Source organism: Paenibacillus sp. HGH0039 (assembly GCF_000411255.1).
GTDB lineage: Bacteria > Bacillota > Bacilli > Paenibacillales > NBRC-103111 > Paenibacillus_F.
On the sequence record NZ_KE150413.1, the window covers coordinates 1,653,331 to 1,671,236 of the forward strand.

Here is a 17,906-nt window from a genome sequence, read left to right on the forward strand (position 1 = left end):
CGAAAGGAGTGTTTATTTTCATGAAAAAGTTTATTTGGCGATATGCAGTCATTGCTTTAACGATAGTCGCGCTCATTTTTACCTCTTATCCCGTTTCCGTTCAGGCTCAGCAACCGGACCCGATTGATTCCATGAGGGACAAGTGGCTTGCGTTTTTGACGGGCGGCCAGCAAATCGATTTGAACGATGAAGATATCCGCCAAGCGGTGGAGACCAACGCCAAAAAGGTAACCAACGACCAAAAAACCGGCTTTTGGGACCTGCTCCTGAAAGACCCGGCCCGCAAATCGTTGTGGGCGGATTATGCAAGTACGACGGATTCAAGCCATATTACCCTTTCTTATAACCGTTTGAAAGACATGGCGATTGCTTACTCGACTCAAGGCTCGAACTTGTACCGAAATGAGCAGCTAAAACAAGATATTATGGCGGGTTTGGATTGGATGTATACGAATCGCTTTAATGAGAATAAAGCGAAATACAATAACTGGTGGGACTGGGAAATCGGATCACCGCTGTCTCTCGGCGATATCATGACTTTAATGTATGATCACCTTTCTCCTGAGCAAGTTGCCCGTTATACCCGAACAATTGACAAGTTTATACCCGATCCCACCCTACGGCTGGGCAGCACATTGAAAGAAACAGGCGCAAACCTTTTGGATAAAGCATTGGCGGTACTGATTCGAGGAGTTATTGGCAAAAGTGAAACGAAAATCGTTCAGGCGCGCGGCTCCATTAGCTCGGTGTTCCCGCCGGTAACAAGCGGCGACGGTTTTTATGCCGACGGTTCTTTTATTCAGCATAACAATATTGCGTATACCGGAAGTTACGGAAGCGTCCTGCTTGGCGATATGGCTAAGCTTTTGACAATATTGAATGATTCGCCTTGGCCGATTCAAGATCCAAACTTGGCGAATACGTACGATTGGATCACCAATTCGTTCGAGCCGCTCATTTACAGCGGACATATGATGGAAATGGTTAGCGGGCGGGCGGTATCGCGGTATAACAACAATACCCGCGGAACTGCGTGGACCATTAATCGCATGGCACAATTTGCTCCTCCTGAGCTTGCGGCCCGTTACAAGAGCATGGTCAAAGAATGGGTTTTATCGGATACGAGTATGTCCAACAAATATGAGGGCATGCCGATTCGGGATCTTGTTCTTTTTAAAGCCTTAATGAAGGACACGTCTGTCGTGCCTCGCGGGGATTTGATTGTCCATCATCAATTTTCGGCGATGGACCGTGTTGTTCATGCGCGGAAGGGATATGCCTATGCGATCAGCATGTCGTCCTCGCGGATTTCCAACTATGAGGGAGGAATCAACGGCGAGCATACGAAGGGCTGGTACACGGGCGACGGCATGACGTATTTGTACAATAACGATGCCGCTCAGTTCAGAGACGCCTTCTGGCCGACGGTGGATTCCTATCGGATGCCGGGAACAACCTCTGACGGCTTGCCAAGGACAGGCAGTAAAGTAACCTCTAAAAGCTGGGTTGGCGGAGCATCGATGGACCAGTTGTATGGTGCGGCAGGAATGGACTTGGCTCCGCCAGGAAGTAAATTAACGGGAAAAAAATCGTGGTTTATGTTCGACAACGAGATTGTTGCGTTGGGAGCGGGGATCACAACCTCTGATAGCCGGAAAGTTGAAACAATTGTTGAGAACCGGATGATTAATTCGGCGGGAGACAACAAGCTGATTGTGAACGGCGAGACGATGCCGAGTAATCTGGGCTGGTCCAAGAACCTTACAGGAGTAAAATGGGCCAACTTGCAAGGTACGGCAGCCGGAGCCGATATCGGCTATTATTTTCCCGAAACGGCAAATGTCAGCGCTTTACGGGAGGCGAGAAGCGGTTCGTGGAGAGATATTAATCCAACGGGCCCGACGGACACCATCACGCGTAATTATGCAAGCTTAGCGATTGATCATGGAACCAAGCCGACCGATCAATCTTATTCCTACGTGCTGCTGCCTACTTTAAATGCGGCGGCTACCCAATCTTATAGTGAAAATCCGGATGTGCATATCTTGAGCAACACGGCGAAAATTCAAGCGGTTCAAGAAACCAAATTGGGCTTGACCGGCATTCACTTTTGGGTACCGGGGACGCTGGATCGCATACGCGCTTACCAGCCTGTTTCGCTCATGATGAAGGAAAAAGGCGATGAGCTTACGATTTCGGTGTCAGACCCGACGCAATCCCAGTCCAAAGTGAAAGTGGAGCTGGCGGCCGCCGCCTCGCAGGTGCTTGCAAACGATCCTAGCGTTAAAGTATTGAGAACGCTGCCAACCCTGCAGCTGGAAGTGGATACTAGAGGTTCTTTGGGAAAAAGTCATACGATTCAATTGAAAATTAACCCGGATCAGGAAGTGGAGCTTCCTGCGGAAACCGATTATGAACCTGATCCGGCCGCTAAGGTTCGAATTCCGGTCACGGAAGATACATTTGTCAATGGCGGGACGGATGCGAACAACAATTTTGGAACAAGAGGATTTTTAAATATTCGAAACGGAAGCGGCAACACAGACCGCAAAGTTTTTCTGAAATTCGCGCTGCCTTCCTCTATGCAGGACATTCATTCTGTGAGCCTGAATGTATATGGGGAGACGAAAGACGGAAGCGGAAATATCTCGGATATTGGCGTTTATGAGGTGCCTGATGATAGCTGGTCAGAAAAAACCTTAACTTTTGCGAATAAACCGGCCCCGGGTAAACAAATTGATGTGGCTACGTTCACAACACCGGAGCAATGGCGTAAATTCGATGTGACTCCGTTCGTGATGGCACAACAGCAAGGGGACAAAGTGGCAAGCTTTGCTTTGCAGCAGGTCGGAAGTAACCTCGCTTCAACGATTCGAAGCCGCAAAAGTGAGGATGGAAAATACCAAGCTTATTTGGAAGTGCTGCTTAAAGACACGAAAGCGCCTACAACCTCCGTGCGTGTCGATGGAAATAGCGGAGCCGATCAAGAAAATTATAAGGATGTGACCCTACACTTTACCGCGGTGGACGATCCGAACGGTTGGGGTGTTTTGAGGAGCGAGTATCGAATCAATGGCGGGAAATGGATGGCAGTCAAAGCAGGTCAGGTCGTTATTCGAGAAAAAGGTGTGCAAAACATCGAATATCGCTCGATAGACAAGGCCAGCAATATGGAAGAAGCACAAAAATTGACCGTCGTCCTAGCCAATGCGGATACTGAATTGAGCGGAAATCAATCCGTAGTTAAGGGTGAGCCGCTGATTGTTACCTACCGAATCAAAAAAGCTGTGAGCGATATGTATGCTCATGACCTGACACTCGATTATGATGCTCATGTGCTGGAGTTTGTCTCCGCCGAGTCTATGCAAAGAGGCGTATCCATACTCAAGTCGAAGGCGGAAGACACCGGACGTTTGAGTTTCGTGATTGCTGGCGAGGGACAAGAAATCCAAGGGAACGCCGACTTATTGAAGCTTACATTTAAAGTGAAAAAAGCAACGGACGCTGTAAGCGGCAAGATTGAGGTGGCCCAAGCGATCCTTGCCGATAAACGGGGAAGCGAAATGGCGGTGACACCGAGTTCTCTTCATTTTAGCGTCCAAGCTTCAACAGAAGGGCCTGGTCCGGTTAAACCTAACCCTGGAGATAACGGCAATGGAAACGGAAACGGAACTGATAACGGTAATGGCAACGGCAATGGTAACGGTAGTGGGAACGGAAGCGGTAACGGAACCGATAACGGTACCGGAACGGATAATGGAGGCCCTGTACAGCCCGAAATTCCAACGGACAACACAGAAGCTGTTGTTTTAAATGATTTGAACGGTCATTGGGCAGAAGAAAAAATACAAGAAGCTGCTAAAAAAGGGTTGATTTTAGGATATCCGGATGGATCATTCCAGCCGGACAAGAAGATCACGCGCGCCGAATTTACTTCCTTGCTCGTCAGAGGATTAAAGCTGAATGAAGAGACGAAGCTTACGTTCAGTGATCACGATCTAAAAGATCATTGGGCAAAATCGGACATCGCGAAGGCGGTTAAAAAGGGAATTATCTCCGGTTATGAAGACAACACATTCCGTGCTGAACAGGATATAACGAGAACAGAGCTTACGGTGATGGCTGCGAAATCATTGAATTTGGCGGAAGAATCTCCAGATTTAATATCTTTCGTTGACCAAGCCGATATTCCCGTCTGGGCACGGGGGTGGGTAGCAGCTGCAGTAAGCAAAGGCCTCGTTACAGGGCGGGATAACCAGACATTCGCTCCTCTAGCACCGGCAACTCGTGCGGAAGCGGTTGTCATTCTTCTGAATTTATTATCCTTGAGGAAGTAGTTCAGACTCAAAAGAGCATTTTATATTGAAAAAAGAAATAAAAGCCTCTCACGTAGATTCTTACGAGGGTAATATCCCCTTACGGTAGACAACGAAATGAAGACCTCTGCTAAGATGATCTTTATGTTGTCTACCGTAAGTTTTTTATGGGTAAACAAGGTTGTACGAATATCGCGAAGTTGCCTCAAGAGCAAGTCCGATGAATAAGGAAAAGTTGAATAGGATACATAGCCGGCTCAGTAAAGAGTTGGAACGGGAGAACAATCGAAGATATAAGCTAATCTTGGATCAAACCGATAACGGACCCAGAATGCCCCAGTCCATATATAACCTGAAGCTTCGTTGTACGCTACACTAATTGGATAGAACCAGAATTTCTCTCCAGTCCAGAGTTGGACATAAGTTAGTTTATATAAACAGGGATTTGGTTGTACGAATGTAGGAGGATAAGGAGGCGGCGGGGGTTGTAAAAATGACACTTGGTTCCACTCCTTTAATCAGGTATTCATTAAAAAATCATAGTTCAAGATATGTAGGTGAATAACTATTGACTATGCTGATGCCTATTGATAGTCCCGAATTTTGAGTTCCGTAAGCGGGTAGAATTTATTTATATATTTTTAAATAAACAAGTAAATGCTCTTACCCAATTTACTTATTACACCACACGAAACTTTATAGTCTATAAGCTTCTTTTAAGACAAAAAAAGTCGATTCTCACGTTTTGAGAATCGACTAGTCATTTTAATATTTCCCAATACCTTTTCGTGTATCTATTTTATGGAAATTGTAATCACAAGTTTCCTCGTAATAGTTGTTTTTATTCTCCATTTATAAAATTTCCGTATACGGCAAGCTCCCCCAAGCTCAAGAGTTTTGAGTTATCATTTTCCTTTTGCACTTCCTATTCAAAGGTTTTCTTTCGAAAATATCTCTTTTGCAATTAGTTTATATGAATGAATCCGATCTTTCGGAGAGTACGTAATTGTGTTGATCATGATTTCATCTGCCTGATACTTAGTTTGTAACTCCATTAACTTCCGTTTCAGCTCATGAGGATTGCCGATGATCATGTTCTGTTTCATTTTGTTTAACGAATCCTTTTCTTTTTCAGTTATCTTGTATTGCTTAGCTTCTTTAACCGAGGGAACACGTTGATGTCCCTCCCCTTTATCTGTTTGCAAAGACCAGATGAGAAAGCTTTCTGCAATTTCTTCTGCTTGTTCCGTAGTTTCTCCACAAATGGCTGAAACAGTTACGATGACTTGTGGAGTCTGTGCTTCCTTTCTTGGTCTAAAAGCATCCCTATATGCCTGGATGATAGCTATCCCATCATTGTCGCTCATAAAATGACCAAAAGTATACGACATGCCATTTCTTGCTGCAAGTAGCGCACTTTTTTCACTTGTGCCAAGAAGCCAAGGCACAGGCGAATTTTCAGGTATGGGAGAAGCGGAAATCTTCGAATACTCGTGATCTGCTGAAAAATCATCCTCTAAAAAATGGAGTAATTCTTTCACTAAAGCAGGTAACTCCCAAACTTTTTGCAAAAAGTTGTCAGATAAAGCGTTCGTCGCTTCAGCTGATCCACCTGGCGCTCGTCCTATCCCCAGGTCAATCCGATGCGGAAATAGAGTAGCTAACATATTAAATACTTCTGCAACTTTATAGGGTCGATAATAAGGTAACAAAACAGCCCCAGAGCCAATTCGAATTCGATTCGTGTTAGCCCCGATATAACTTAACATCACTTCAGGTGCAGAGCAGGCAAGTCCAGGTAAATCATGGTGTTCGGCAATCCAATATCTTGTATATCCTAGTGCTTCTCCAGCTTGCGCTAACTTCATTGATTCAATCAATGCATCATTAGCTGTTTGATTTGAAGATATGGGGGATTGATCTAATATACTTAATCTCATTACAACTCAGCCCTTTGCTCCATGACCTACTTCCATCAAAGTCAATTTATATTGTCCGACTTGGTCCTTTACGTACAAATTAGTAATGGAAGTAGAATACTCATGAATGGTTCCCCTAAATGTTAAGTCTCTCTCGGGAATCTCCACGTCAAATGTTTCGCTATAGAGCAAAGTAGAAATGTCATGATAATCTTCACTTGTTACGTTAAAATCAACTGAAACTTTATACAATCCATTTGTTTTTTCTTCCTGATAACTACTTAAATAAATCAAAGTGCCATTTAAGAACATCTTTTTCACCAAGAAAAACACTCCTTTTAACATTAAATTGAAACTGAACATTATATGTGTTTTCTGTTATATACACATATAATGTCCAGTTGAGCCTGTAGCCTTTTTATCGTGCCGAAAAACTTTATACTTCTTTATTGGATAATGCCGGGAAGAATGGAACCACTTCCTCCCCTAATTCTTGGATTACCTCTTCAACCGGCCGCTGACCATATTTCAAGTTGAACCCAAGATGATTTACACCGATTTCTTTTAATGCATTGAGGTAGTCAATTAAAAATTGATGTCCAGTTCTGAATCCTAAGTGTATAGGAGAGGGATCTTCATTGGGGTTCTCTGATAAATCTATATATAAAGACTGACTAAAAGGCTTAAATATATTTGTTAATGTACGCCATTCTTTAATAAGCGCAGCTTGATTATTTATATTTCGTGGGTAATAAAACCAGCCGTCACTGTTTTCTGCTATCCATTTTGGCGTCTGCGTCGAATGACCCGTTACCAAAATTGGAATATCTTTTAATTCCGGTTTGGGTAACAAATCTCCACCCTGAAGGTTCAGACGTGGTGAATAAATTTCCGGAAATTCTTCATTCCACACTTTTCTCATGACATGCAAAGATTCTCGAAATAAATTACTCCGTTGTTCCCGGTCTACTGAAAACGCTGAAAACTCGCTAGGGCGATCACCCGTAGCAATTCCAAGAACAAGTCGTTTCCCAGAAATTCGATCAACAGAAGCTGCTGCTTTTGCCACGTGCAGTGGATGGCGTAGCGTTGTGACAATACTTGCGGTACCCAATGAAATCTGTTTTGTATGGGCAGCCAAGTAACCAAGAAAAACCCATGGATCGTATAGCTGTCCTGCATCTCCAAAACTTGGGACATTTAACGGCACATCTCTAACGAATAATGAAGCAAAGCGTGCTTCTTCTGCCTTTTTTGCCAAGTTCATTTGATGTTCCAAATCCATCTCCGGGATACTTCCCGTATAAGACTCTAAAGGGAAATGCAACCCGAGAGTAAGTTCCTTCTCTTTAAACATGTTTGAATAGCCTGTATGTGAAGCAAATTTATCCATTTTTCTTATCCTCCATTACGAATTGATGATATGAAACGAAATAACAATATGCACTCTACCACATTAATATATTGTGATATATCAATATATTAAGTGTAAATAAAAGAGGACGTCACTATATGATTCCAACCAAGGACCCCCAATTACAGCACCAAATTTTGTTTTTTCATTACTCATTATTTATACTCCCTTCTAATGATAGAATTATATTGTTATATTGCAAATTGTGAATGTTTTCTCCGAAAAAAATACTGAAAACAGATTTGAAACCTGGATTCAGTCTTTTTTTATTTCTTTTTTCAAAAATAACCCTACTTGATTAATTGCATCTTCGTTTCTTCTGTAATAAGTCCATTTACCAATGCGAGTAGCTGTAATTAGACCAGCTCGTTGTAATATTGCAAGGTACTGAGAGGCTGTCGACTGATTCATACCTAATTTCTCCGTGATTTGACTTACACAGACCCCAATTTCTTCAAGATCAATCCCTTCTTGGGGAGAGAAATATAATGCCGGATTCTTTAACCATTCTAAGATTTGCAAACGAGCCTCATTTGATAATGCTTTAAATATTTCAATTTGCTCCATAGAGACATATTATACTAACATATTGCAATTTGTCAATATAATGAACAATCCTTTATTCCAACAACGATCACTAATGTGATAAAGCCGGTAAGAAAGTGGATGTCGCTGTCATGCCCATAGAAGCCATAAATACAAATAATGACGCGATTAGAGGCATTAACGGCCCGTGTAAAAGAATAACGGACATTGCTAAAACACTACTAATACAAGAAAGAATTAATGCAAGAATAAGAAAACTGCGTTCTGCCATCAAATGATTGAGCCGTCTAACAACCTGGGAACCAAGAATTAGACCAACTGCATTTGTCGCAAGTAAAGCCGAATACATTTGAGGTGAAACACCATAAATATTCTGATATACTGTACGGATAACAAGTTCCGTTTTACAGCATACGGGCTCTGGAGAAATATGACTGGAATTGATTCCATACAACCTGAAGTGGATGAAGTGGCTCAAGATTATATCAGCATAGAAGATGAGGAACATATCCGCTTGGCGTTAAAATATTTTAATTATACGATGTTATTTATAGCCGATGAACCCGAAAACCAGCAGACCAGAAACTTTACGCTCAAACAATATGTTGATTTTGTCAAAAAGAAGGCGGCCATTTCCAATGATGATATTCTGGATGAAAAACAAGTGAGCGTGTTCGGATTTGACGCTGTGCAACTGACTTACAAGAATCATCTAGATTGGAACAGCAGAATGGATACGCTTATCGTATTCAAATCGGACTCCCAATTTCATACGATCAGGAACTCATCCTATACGGAAACTTACAAAAGTTCGCTGGAGAATTTTGAGCAATTAATGGAAACGATGAAATTTAACGAAAAGCAGTAGATACTGTGGAACAAAACGCAAAAAGCTCACTCCCGCCCTTGCGGCAGAGTGAGCCTTTTACGTTCAGTACCTTACAGCCGCCTCCAGCAGCGTGAGTGCTGCGGCCGACGCGTTCAAATTCACATTGGCGCCGATCGGGATGGCGGCTTTGTAAAAGCCGTGCGCGGAAGCAAGGTTGGTCAGCAGCGGTTTCCCCAAGGGGACGATCACTTCGCTGATCAGGTCCTCGTACGTCTTGCCGTAGGCGGTCTGGCAGTTGGTGCATTCGCCCATGACGATACCGACGCAAGCCTGGAGTTTGCCGGCCAGCCGAAGCTGTTCGACGTAGCGGTACACGGTATTGACCGGCTCGTGCGTTTCTTCCAGGAGCAATATTTTTCCCGTGGTGTCGACTTCAAACGGCGTTCCCAGCGACCCCACGAGGGAGGTGAGGTTCCCGCCGATGATCGGGCCGGAGACGTTACCGGGAACTCGCCCAATTAAAGGGATGCCCGGAGGGTTCGCGATGGGGCGGGGGGCCACCACAGATGAGGTCGCCGTGAAAAATTGCTCGAAGTTGTACGGCGGCGTGTCCGGCCTGAAGTCGATGAGCAGCAGGCTGTGAAACGTAATCAGGTCCGCCAGCTTATAGAGGGCGTTGAGCAGGACGGTAATGTCGCTGTAGCCCGTCACGATTTTGGGATTTTGCCGGATAAAAGCATAATCCAGGTACGGCAGGATGTCCGCGACGCCTACGCCGCCTCTTGTCGGCAGGATCATTTTCACGCGGGGATCGGCGTAGACCGACATAAAATCTTCGGCGCGTTCCCGGTCCGTTCCGGCGAGATACCCGTTTGCGGAGTACACGTAACGGCCCAGAAGAACGTTTAGCCCCAAGCTTTGCAAATAGGCAATCCGTGCCTGAATGGTTTCGGCGCTCAGCGGACTGCCCAGGGTGACGATTCCGACTGTATCGCCGGGCAGCAGTGCGCCTGGCTTGATCGCCATAGAACCGCCTCCTTTCCCGCTCGTTTATTACTAACGTATGAGTGAGGGAGAGGGAATAGGCTAGTAACTTGGCGCAGCCGTAGGTTTACATTCGAGCGATAGAGGCCCCCGCCCCCTAGTCCTCTGACGCTGCATCATGCACGGCGTCTACACGCGTCGAGAAGACCGCTGTGCGATTCTGTACAATATGGCGAAACGTAAATTCCATCTGACTCTGTGCTGTTGTCTCTGTACGGTCAATTCGCCCGATCCGATCCGGTTTCGGGAGCGCCGGCAGATGATCTCTGATACACTTAAGGCAAACTCACTTGAATGGAGAAGCCAGACTATGCAATCCGACACCTTGTGCATTATCCCTCCCGGCAAAAGAAAAATATGGGACCGGGATGCGACCCGCGGACCGGCATCGGCGAGAGACGCTTACACCGGGACCCTGAACCGGAAAGCACGAGCCTACGCGGAAGCCAGCGGCTGCGATTGGGTCATTTTATCTGCCAAACACGGCTTCCTGCTGCCTGCAGATACGGTGCCCGGCAATTATGACACGGCTTTTGGAACCACGAATGCCGGCATTATCTCTGCGGATGAACTGGCCCGGCAGTGGGAAGAGAAAGACCTTCACACCTACAGCCGGGTTGAAGTGCTCGGCGGTAAGAAGTTCCGTCCGATTATCGGGGCGCTGGCAGGTTCGGCAGCCGTTTATTTTCCTCTCGAAAACAGCCGCGGAATCGGGGATATGCTGCACTTGCTCGATGCGTGGACAGTGCGGATGTTGAAAACGGATGACAAATGACGCGGCGTGGAATGAAAGTCCCATGAACGGTTAAGGCGATGGCGTACGCATCGAAATAAACCGAAGAATAAAGCCGGCCGAAGGAAAAACTGCACCACAAAAGGAAGCAAAAAAATTGAAGCGTCTACCGAAAAGTTCCGAAACGGACCGCTGTTTTTCCGCGATTGTCTCGGCCGAATACGGTTGAGCTGTTATTCCCGCCGATATGTTCCCTTCTGAACATAAAAAAACACCACAGGCCCAAGCCTGTGGTGCTGCACATAAACGGTGTTTCGCTGTGGTCGGTTGACCACACGGTTTGCTGCTTATATGCAGCAAACCAATGTGAAAACCGAAACGGCTTTCAGGTGCGGTCGCATGAACAGTTGAGCTTGCCGCTGCCGATCAGCTCTTAACGACTCCGCCCAAGCTTGCTCCCGGAGCAAACAGCCGCCGGATATTCCTCTCGACCTCCGGATCGGGAACGAGAGGCGGGGCCTGATGCGGCTTAACACGGGCGTCGATGATGACGTTGTCGCAGGCCCAGTGTTTATACGCGTAGGCGCTGTTCACACCGTATATATCGTGCGACGGGTTGCTGCGCGTAAACGTGGCCCACAGAAAATTGGCGAAGTCCGCGCTCAGGAACTCGCTGTCGTCGCACAAAACGATCATCGGGCAGCCTGGAAGCGGCCCTTTGCCCGCAATGGCGCCGCACAGATGCTCCAGCTCCAACGAAGCCTTCTCGTACGTCTCGAAGGCAGGTCCCCGCATCGCGACAACACCCGGCATGACGAGCCGCGCCTCCCCGAACGGGGAAAGTTCTGTCAGAGCATCGGGAATTTCCGTGCACAAGTCCCTTTTCTTATCCCCGTAAGCGGCAAAAAGCACCTTGCTTCCGGTATTCAGGCCCGTACCCGAATAATCGAGCGTATCGATCGTGGTGTTCGTGTAAAAGTGAATGTCGCGCCGCAGATCGATCCGTTCGAGGATATAGGCGAGAAATTCTTTTTCCTTATGGGTATCGAGCGGCTGCTTGTCTTCCGCCGTCATAAACAAATACTTGGCGAGACTCAGCTGACCTGTGCCGAGCACCCGATTGGCCAGCGTAAGAATTTCCGCAGGCTGCTTGACCTGCTGATAAGGCGTGTACCGTTCGCTGCCGATCGCAAACAGAAGCGGATGCACACCCGCCGCATCGACGGCATGAACTTCCTTAACGCCGGGAATCTCCTGCTTGATCGCATCCCCCGTCAACTCGTGGATGAGTTCGCCGAACGAGGTGTCCTCCTGGGGAGGACGTCCGACGACGGTAAACGGCCAGATGGCGTTTTCCCGGGCGTACACTTTGTGCACGCGCAGAACCGGGAACGGATGCGTCAGGCTGTAGTAGCCGAGATGGTCGCCGAAAGGGCCCTCCGGTTTCGTTTCGCCGGGATGAATTTCCCCGGTAATGACGAAATCCGCATCGTGGCTGATGCAGTAGCCGTCCGCATAGCTGTAGCGGAAGCGGCGTCCGGCAAGAAGGCCGGCAAACGTCATTTCGCTCAGACCCTCCGGCAGAGGCATAACCGCCGACAGGGTATGCGCGGGAGGCCCGCCGACAAAGATGCTTACTTTTAAAGGAGCGCACTGCTTGTTGGCCTTGTCCTGATGAATGCCGATGCCCCGGTGTATCTGGTAGTGCAGGCCGATCTCCTTGTCCGTTTCGTAGTCGTTGCCGGTGAGCTGGACGCGGTACATGCCCAGATTGGAGTTCATGATGCCCGGCTTCTCCGGGTCCTCCGAATAAACCTGCGGCAGGGTGATAAAAGCTCCGCCGTCCATAGGCCAGTGCTGGATCAGGGGAAGATCGGAAATCGAGATTTCCCTGAAGTCCGCGGGAAGGCCGGATTTTTTTAACGGAAGGGCTTTAAAAGCGGCCAGGCCGTTGCCCGCGGTTTTGAAAGGCTGCTTAAGCGCCTTGACGGGATCGTTGCGGAGGGCGATGATGTTTTCGGCGTCCTGCCATGTATGTCTGAAAATAAATTTGCTTCGTTCCAGCGTGCCGAACAGGTTGGAAACCGCCTGGAATTTCGAGCCTTTGACCTTTTCGAACAGCAGGGCGGGACCTCCGGCTTCATAGACTTTTAAATGAATGGCCGCCATTTCCAGGTAAGGATCGACTTCTTCTTTGATGCGGATCAGGTGTCCGTTTTTCTCCAAATCAGCAATGCAGTCTTCTAAATGGGCGTACATGGTCGATAGTCTCCGTTCTCTTGAGGTCGGCTGTTTACGCGAGAGACGCCAGCCTTTAAAATCAGTTAAAGCCAATTTCGCGCGGGTGTCAAATGAATCCGTCCGGATTTACGGAAACGGGAGGAAATAGCACCTTTTCATCTAGGTTTAAAGTTTTTTTGTGTTTGCTGTAATAAAAGTCGTTACGTGTAACATTTTGTAAAAAAAGCTTGTTTAACGTGCTTAAATCTCCTATTCTAAAAGAGTGAGAACGCGTGGATACGAATAGAAGGTTACCGCGGCCCGTCAAGCTAAACGGATAACCGGAGGCGTCTACTATGAAAAAAATACTCGCATTAACGTTACTAGCCGCTTCACTGGCGCTATCGGCCTGTTCGCAGACGGCAAACACTTCGGGCGGGACCAAGCAGGAGTCCGCAGAGAAGCTAACCGTGACCATTATGGCGCCGGAAAAAGTGCCACTGAACCAGGAAACCGTTCTGAAGGTAGAGGTCAAGCAGGGCCAGGAGCCCGTCAAAGATGCGGGAGATATCCAGTTCGAAATCTGGAATATCAAGAACGTCGACACCGCCGTAAATGTGGTTGCAACCTACGAGGACAAGGGGGTCTATAGCGTAAAAAACACGTTTAAAGAGGACGGGATTTATTTTGTCCGGACTCATGTAATCGCTCGCAATCAGCACATCATGCCCAAGCAGAGAATTATTGCCGGCAACGTGTCCGATGAAGAGATCAAGACGTTTGAAGAGAACACGAAGAAGAAATAGCAGCGCACGTAAAAAAGCCGGATCTGCGGAAGCAGACACGGCTTTTGCTGTGAAACGAGGGGCCTAAGCACCGTTATCTGGAAGCCCATGCGCTCTCCGCACCGACCAGACGGGAAACGGGATACATTCTCCGGACGGGAAGGACGATCAGAGCCCCGATAAACGCTTTTACCGCATCGCCGGGGAGATAAGGGATGCAGCCGACGGACAAAGCCTTTGTCAGGGTCATGTTGGAAACGACGTGGGCCATCCAGGGCACACCGGTAACGTAAAGCAGCAGCGAACCGAATACGAAGAGAGTCACGAAAGTAAGCACGAAAGCGGTGACTCCGCTTCCTTTGATACGCGGAACAAGGAGGCCGATGAACAGAGCGGCGAAAGGATAAGCCCAGATAAACCCGCCTGTCGGACCGAGAACCAGATCCAGCCCTCCTCTTCCGTGCAACAGCGGAAGCCCGAGAGCCGTTAAGCCTACTACAAGAGCGATGCTGAAAAAGCCGTAGCGGGCGCCCAGCAGAGCCCCTGCGAGCATGATGGCGAAATTCGCCAGCGTAAAAGGCACCTGCGAAAAACCGAATTGAATATTGACGAAGCTTAGCGCGACAAGCAGTGCAGCAAACATGGCGCTGAACGTAATCCCGCGGACGGTGAATGACGAACGTTTCAATTGCATCTTCTCCAATCATTTGTTAACTTTGTATTATGTATTTCGGTTGACAATCCGCATTGTAGCACAGCGGGGGCGGTTTTGTGAATAGGTTTGTGAACAGGCTGGAGGTATTTGCACGGAAATGGAAAACGATCACGAGAAACATACGCAATCTCCCTATAGAATGCACGAAGTGTCCGTCATAAAAAGAGGAGAGCCGGCGGAGGGCGTCTCAGCCGCGGATCAAACACTTCTGAACGAAATAAATATAGAGCTGCATAAAGGCGAATGGCTCGCCGTCGTCGGCCGCAACGGCAGCGGCAAAAGCACCCTGGCGAAAGTGATGGCCGGGCTCATTCCGGCGGCGGGCGGATCTATCGAACCCGGCTGGACAGCAGGGGAGCGGATGCGCATGGTGCTGCAAAATCCGGATACCCAGCTTATCGGGGAAACCGTGTACGAAGATTTATGCTTTGGAATGGAAAACGCCGGAATAGATCCCGAACGGATGCCGGAAACAGCCCGTCATGTATTGGGACTCGTCGGTTTGGCGGATAAACGCGATGATAGCTGCGAAGCTTTATCGGGCGGCCAGAAGCAGCTGACGGCTGTGGCGGGAGCGCTGGCTGTCGGCGCTTCCGTTCTGCTGATGGATGAAGTGACCTCGATGCTGGATTCTTTTTCGCGCAGCATGGTGCTCGGCGCGCTTTCGCGGCTTCACGGGCAGGGCGTGACCATCGTCTGGATCACCCAGAGGCTGGATGAACTCGCTCTCGCGGATAAGGTTATCGTTGTGGACGAAGGGAAGATCGCCTATTCGGGCGATGTGCGGGATTTTTTCTACGGAACATCGTCTGAAGACGGCTCTTGGGTCAAAATCGGGGAAAACAGGCCAGCTTCTTCCCCTTGTCTGGAGCTGGGATACGAGCTCCCCTACACGGTAGAGGTCGCAAGGGAGCTTCACAAGCTAGAAGCTTTGGGCCTTGAAGAGCGGCCGGTAACGCCAGGCGAATTGATGGAGGTTTTGAACCGCTATGGACTACCTGCACGTTAAAAACCTTTCGAAAACCGTCGGCGGGCCGGACACTTCTTTTGCCGTCCGGGACGTATCCTTCACAGCCGTTGCCGGTGAGATCACGCTGCTCATCGGTCGAAGCGGAGCGGGGAAATCGACGCTGCTGGATATGCTGGGAGGGCTGTCCGTTCCGGACGGGGGCGGCATCCGGTATGGAGATACCGAGCTGTGGCCGGGCAGCAAACAAAGCGCAAGGGAAGCGAGGCGGAAGCTGGCGCTTGTTTTCCAACACCCGCACGAGCAGCTTTTCGCGGCAACGGTCCGGGGGGAGTTTGACTATACGCTGAGACCGTTCAAGCTGAGCGGGGAGGAGCGGGAAGCCCGCATAGCCGAAGCGCTGGAGCTGTTCGGCCTCGGCCCTGAGCTGCTGGACGAACGCCCTCACGAGCTCAGCGGCGGCACGCAGCGCAGGGCGGCCCTCGCGTCCGTCTTCGCGTCCCGGCCCCGCTGGCTGCTGCTCGACGAGCCGACGGCGGGCCTCGACCACGAGGCGGCCGCGAGGCTCACCGGCACGCTGCGCAGCTGGACGCGGCGGACGGGCGGCGGCGCGCTCGTCGCGACGCACGATCTCGATGCGTTCCTGCCTGTGGCGGACCGCATCGTGATGCTCTCGCAGGGTACAGTCGTGCACGACTGTACCTCTGCGGAGCTGGCTGCGCGTCCCGCTATGCTGGGGGACGCGGGGCTTCTGCTGCCGGAAGCGCTGGCGCTCGGCAGCCTGCTTCGCCGGCACGGCGTGGACGTGCCGGCAGGACTTCCCGCGCCGGAAGAGACGGCGCAGGCGATTGCCGCCGTGCTGGCGGCGCGGGCACGGCGCGGGCAAGGCGCGGACGCGGCGGCGGGTCTTTCCGCGCCGGAGGAGCGGCTAAGCGCCGCGGCCTCCGCGGATGCGCCCGCGAGCCCCGGCAGCGCGTCCCGCGAGGCCGTGCTGTGCGGCAGCCCGCCAACCTTCGCTTCCGACAGCGCGACCGCCCCGGCCGGCGCAGTTTCAGCCGGCCCGTTTGAATGCGGCATACCGGCCGGCTCGCCTGCTATCGAGGGTGATTCATCTGCCGCGGAGACCGTACAGGCAGGCACAACGGCCGATGATCCGTTTCCGTCTTCCGGCAGCGGCCCATTCCCGGCAATGGAACCTTCTCCGCCCGCTCTGCCGATCGGCCGCCGTTTCGATCCCCGAACCTTCTGGATCGGGTATGTGCTTTTGTCGGCGGGAATCCTGCTGCAAAAGTCGCTGATCGGCCTGGCTGTGTCCGCGGCAATAACCGCGGCGGCCGTTCTGCTGTCGCAGGTCCCCTTCAGAGCGGTCTGGAAGCCTCTGCGCGCTTTTCTGATTTTTACGGGTCTGTCGGCCGTAATCGCCGGACTGACGATTGGGGCCGGTCAAGGAGAAAGTCCGATAGGCTTCGACCCCCAGGCGGCGCTTGCGGCGGTCCGGGCGTTATCGAACCTGATGCTGGTGCTTGTCCTGGGCGTTCTTTTTCCGCTTACGGTGGGCTATTTGCGGATGAAGCAGGGTGTGGAGCAGGGGCTGGCCGTTCTCGCAGGGCTGAAGTTCCCGGTGGAGGCCGTTGCGCTGACGGCTTCGCTTATGTTCCGGTTTATTCCGCTTATCGGCGGGCAGTGGAACCGGTTCGGCCGTATCGCAAAAGCGAGGGGACAGGGGCGCAGCGGCAAAAGCGGGCTAGGGCTAGCCGAGTTCCGGATTATGGCGCTGCCGTTCATGTTCTCTCTGATCCGTATGGCCGACGAGTTCTCGACGGCTTTGGAGATCAGAGGCTACAGCCGGACGGGAGGCAGAAGGACCCGAAGCCGGACACTACGGATGCAGGCTCGCGATTATGCCGCGATGGGTGTTTTTCTACTCGTATTTCTCTGCCTGGCCGTCCTGGCCGACATACTCGGATAAACGAACCGGCCTTCCCGCAAATTCCGGCGGACGCAGTTTCCGTGAGCCGTCTCAAAACGTCCGGTATATAAAAAGCCTGCAGAACGGTTGAACGTTCCACAGGCTTTTTATGCTTCCTTCCGGAGAAGGGTTAGGATTCGATTTTTTGAAGGGCTTGGCCGGAGATGTTGTCCAGGTACCGATCCAGGCAGTTGCAAAGGAAATCTTTGCGGCAGATCGGGCAAGGCTCCTTCAGCAGCCGGGAAATACGGGATGCTTTGATTTCTCCGGATTGCAGATTGCGTTCGAAGAAAATACGGCCGTGTGTACGGTCTTTCAGAACGACAACGACTTCAAACAAGCCGTTTTTCGGGTTATCGCTTACTTTGGTTGCTTCAACAACCTGCGGATCATATGCCATGTTTCTTCCTCCTTAGTCACTCCTGCGTCTTCGGACAAAGACAGGCAGT

General features: G+C 49.9%; 14 protein-coding genes. 6 read left to right on the forward strand and 8 right to left on the reverse strand.

Annotated features, from left to right (window positions below; all coding sequences use genetic code 11):
• The first annotated feature begins 20 nt into the window (after positions 1–20).
• Positions 21–4,337: a polysaccharide lyase family 8 super-sandwich domain-containing protein gene (locus HMPREF1207_RS21905; protein ID WP_009674891.1), complete on the forward strand. Its 4,317-nt coding sequence runs from the start codon at positions 21–23 to the stop codon at positions 4,335–4,337.
• Positions 4,338–5,245: 908 nt separating this feature from the next.
• Here the strand turns inward: HMPREF1207_RS21905 and HMPREF1207_RS21910 are convergent.
• From HMPREF1207_RS21910 to HMPREF1207_RS21925, 4 genes are all read right to left on the reverse strand, one after another.
• The gene (locus HMPREF1207_RS21910) at positions 5,246–6,256 is read right to left on the reverse strand and encodes an LLM class flavin-dependent oxidoreductase (protein ID WP_009674920.1); all 1,011 of its coding nucleotides are present in this window, start codon (positions 6,254–6,256) and stop codon (positions 5,246–5,248) included.
• Between the two features lie 6 nt (positions 6,257–6,262).
• Positions 6,263–6,559, reverse strand: coding sequence for a DUF3219 family protein (locus HMPREF1207_RS21915; RefSeq protein ID WP_016423983.1), 297 nt, complete (start codon positions 6,557–6,559; stop codon positions 6,263–6,265).
• A gap of 112 nt (positions 6,560–6,671) precedes the next feature.
• Positions 6,672–7,628, reverse strand: a complete 957-nt coding sequence (locus HMPREF1207_RS21920) for an LLM class oxidoreductase (protein WP_009674871.1) — start codon at positions 7,626–7,628, stop codon at positions 6,672–6,674.
• Positions 7,629–7,904: 276 nt separating this feature from the next.
• On the reverse strand, positions 7,905–8,216 hold the full coding sequence (locus HMPREF1207_RS21925; protein WP_036740270.1) for an ArsR/SmtB family transcription factor: 312 nt from the start codon (positions 8,214–8,216) through the stop codon (positions 7,905–7,907).
• A 409-nt stretch (positions 8,217–8,625) separates the two neighbouring features.
• On the opposite strand from HMPREF1207_RS21925, the gene HMPREF1207_RS21930 reads away from it, so the two are divergent.
• On the forward strand, positions 8,626–9,063 hold the full coding sequence (locus HMPREF1207_RS21930) for a hypothetical protein (protein ID WP_009674875.1): 438 nt from the start codon (positions 8,626–8,628) through the stop codon (positions 9,061–9,063).
• A gap of 63 nt (positions 9,064–9,126) precedes the next feature.
• On the opposite strand, the gene HMPREF1207_RS21935 is transcribed toward HMPREF1207_RS21930, so the two are convergent.
• A complete protein-coding gene (locus HMPREF1207_RS21935; RefSeq protein WP_009674886.1) occupies positions 9,127–10,050 on the reverse strand; it encodes a S66 peptidase family protein in 924 nt (307 codons plus the stop codon).
• Between the two features lie 328 nt (positions 10,051–10,378).
• Between HMPREF1207_RS21935 and HMPREF1207_RS21940 the strand changes: the two genes are divergently transcribed.
• Positions 10,379–10,843 carry a DUF6884 domain-containing protein gene (locus HMPREF1207_RS21940; RefSeq protein ID WP_009674915.1) on the forward strand — a complete coding sequence of 155 codons (465 nt, stop codon included), beginning with the start codon at positions 10,379–10,381 and terminating at the stop codon, positions 10,841–10,843.
• 384 nt (positions 10,844–11,227) lie between these two features.
• Here the strand turns inward: HMPREF1207_RS21940 and HMPREF1207_RS21945 are convergent, their stop codons facing one another.
• Positions 11,228–13,060 carry a UbiD family decarboxylase gene (locus HMPREF1207_RS21945; protein WP_009674878.1) on the reverse strand — a complete coding sequence of 611 codons (1,833 nt, stop codon included), beginning with the start codon at positions 13,058–13,060 and terminating at the stop codon, positions 11,228–11,230.
• 317 nt (positions 13,061–13,377) lie between these two features.
• On the opposite strand from HMPREF1207_RS21945, the gene HMPREF1207_RS21950 reads away from it, so the two are divergent.
• Positions 13,378–13,827, forward strand: coding sequence for a FixH family protein (locus HMPREF1207_RS21950; RefSeq protein WP_009674918.1), 450 nt, complete (start codon positions 13,378–13,380; stop codon positions 13,825–13,827).
• Positions 13,828–13,900: 73 nt separating this feature from the next.
• Here the strand turns inward: HMPREF1207_RS21950 and HMPREF1207_RS21955 are convergent, their stop codons facing one another.
• Positions 13,901–14,500, reverse strand: coding sequence for a biotin transporter BioY (locus HMPREF1207_RS21955; RefSeq protein ID WP_009674900.1), 600 nt, complete (start codon positions 14,498–14,500; stop codon positions 13,901–13,903).
• 118 nt (positions 14,501–14,618) lie between these two features.
• On the opposite strand from HMPREF1207_RS21955, the gene HMPREF1207_RS21960 reads away from it, so the two are divergent.
• A complete protein-coding gene (locus HMPREF1207_RS21960) occupies positions 14,619–15,530 on the forward strand; it encodes an energy-coupling factor ABC transporter ATP-binding protein (RefSeq protein WP_009674870.1) in 912 nt (303 codons plus the stop codon).
• Positions 15,511–17,457: an ATP-binding cassette domain-containing protein gene (locus HMPREF1207_RS21965; RefSeq protein ID WP_009674925.1), complete on the forward strand. Its 1,947-nt coding sequence runs from the start codon at positions 15,511–15,513 to the stop codon at positions 17,455–17,457. Before HMPREF1207_RS21960 ends, HMPREF1207_RS21965 begins: the two co-directional genes overlap by 20 nt.
• A gap of 130 nt (positions 17,458–17,587) precedes the next feature.
• Here the strand turns inward: HMPREF1207_RS21965 and HMPREF1207_RS21970 are convergent, their stop codons facing one another.
• On the reverse strand, positions 17,588–17,857 hold the full coding sequence (locus HMPREF1207_RS21970) for a hypothetical protein (protein WP_009674880.1): 270 nt from the start codon (positions 17,855–17,857) through the stop codon (positions 17,588–17,590).
• Between the last annotated feature and the right edge of the window lie 49 nt (positions 17,858–17,906).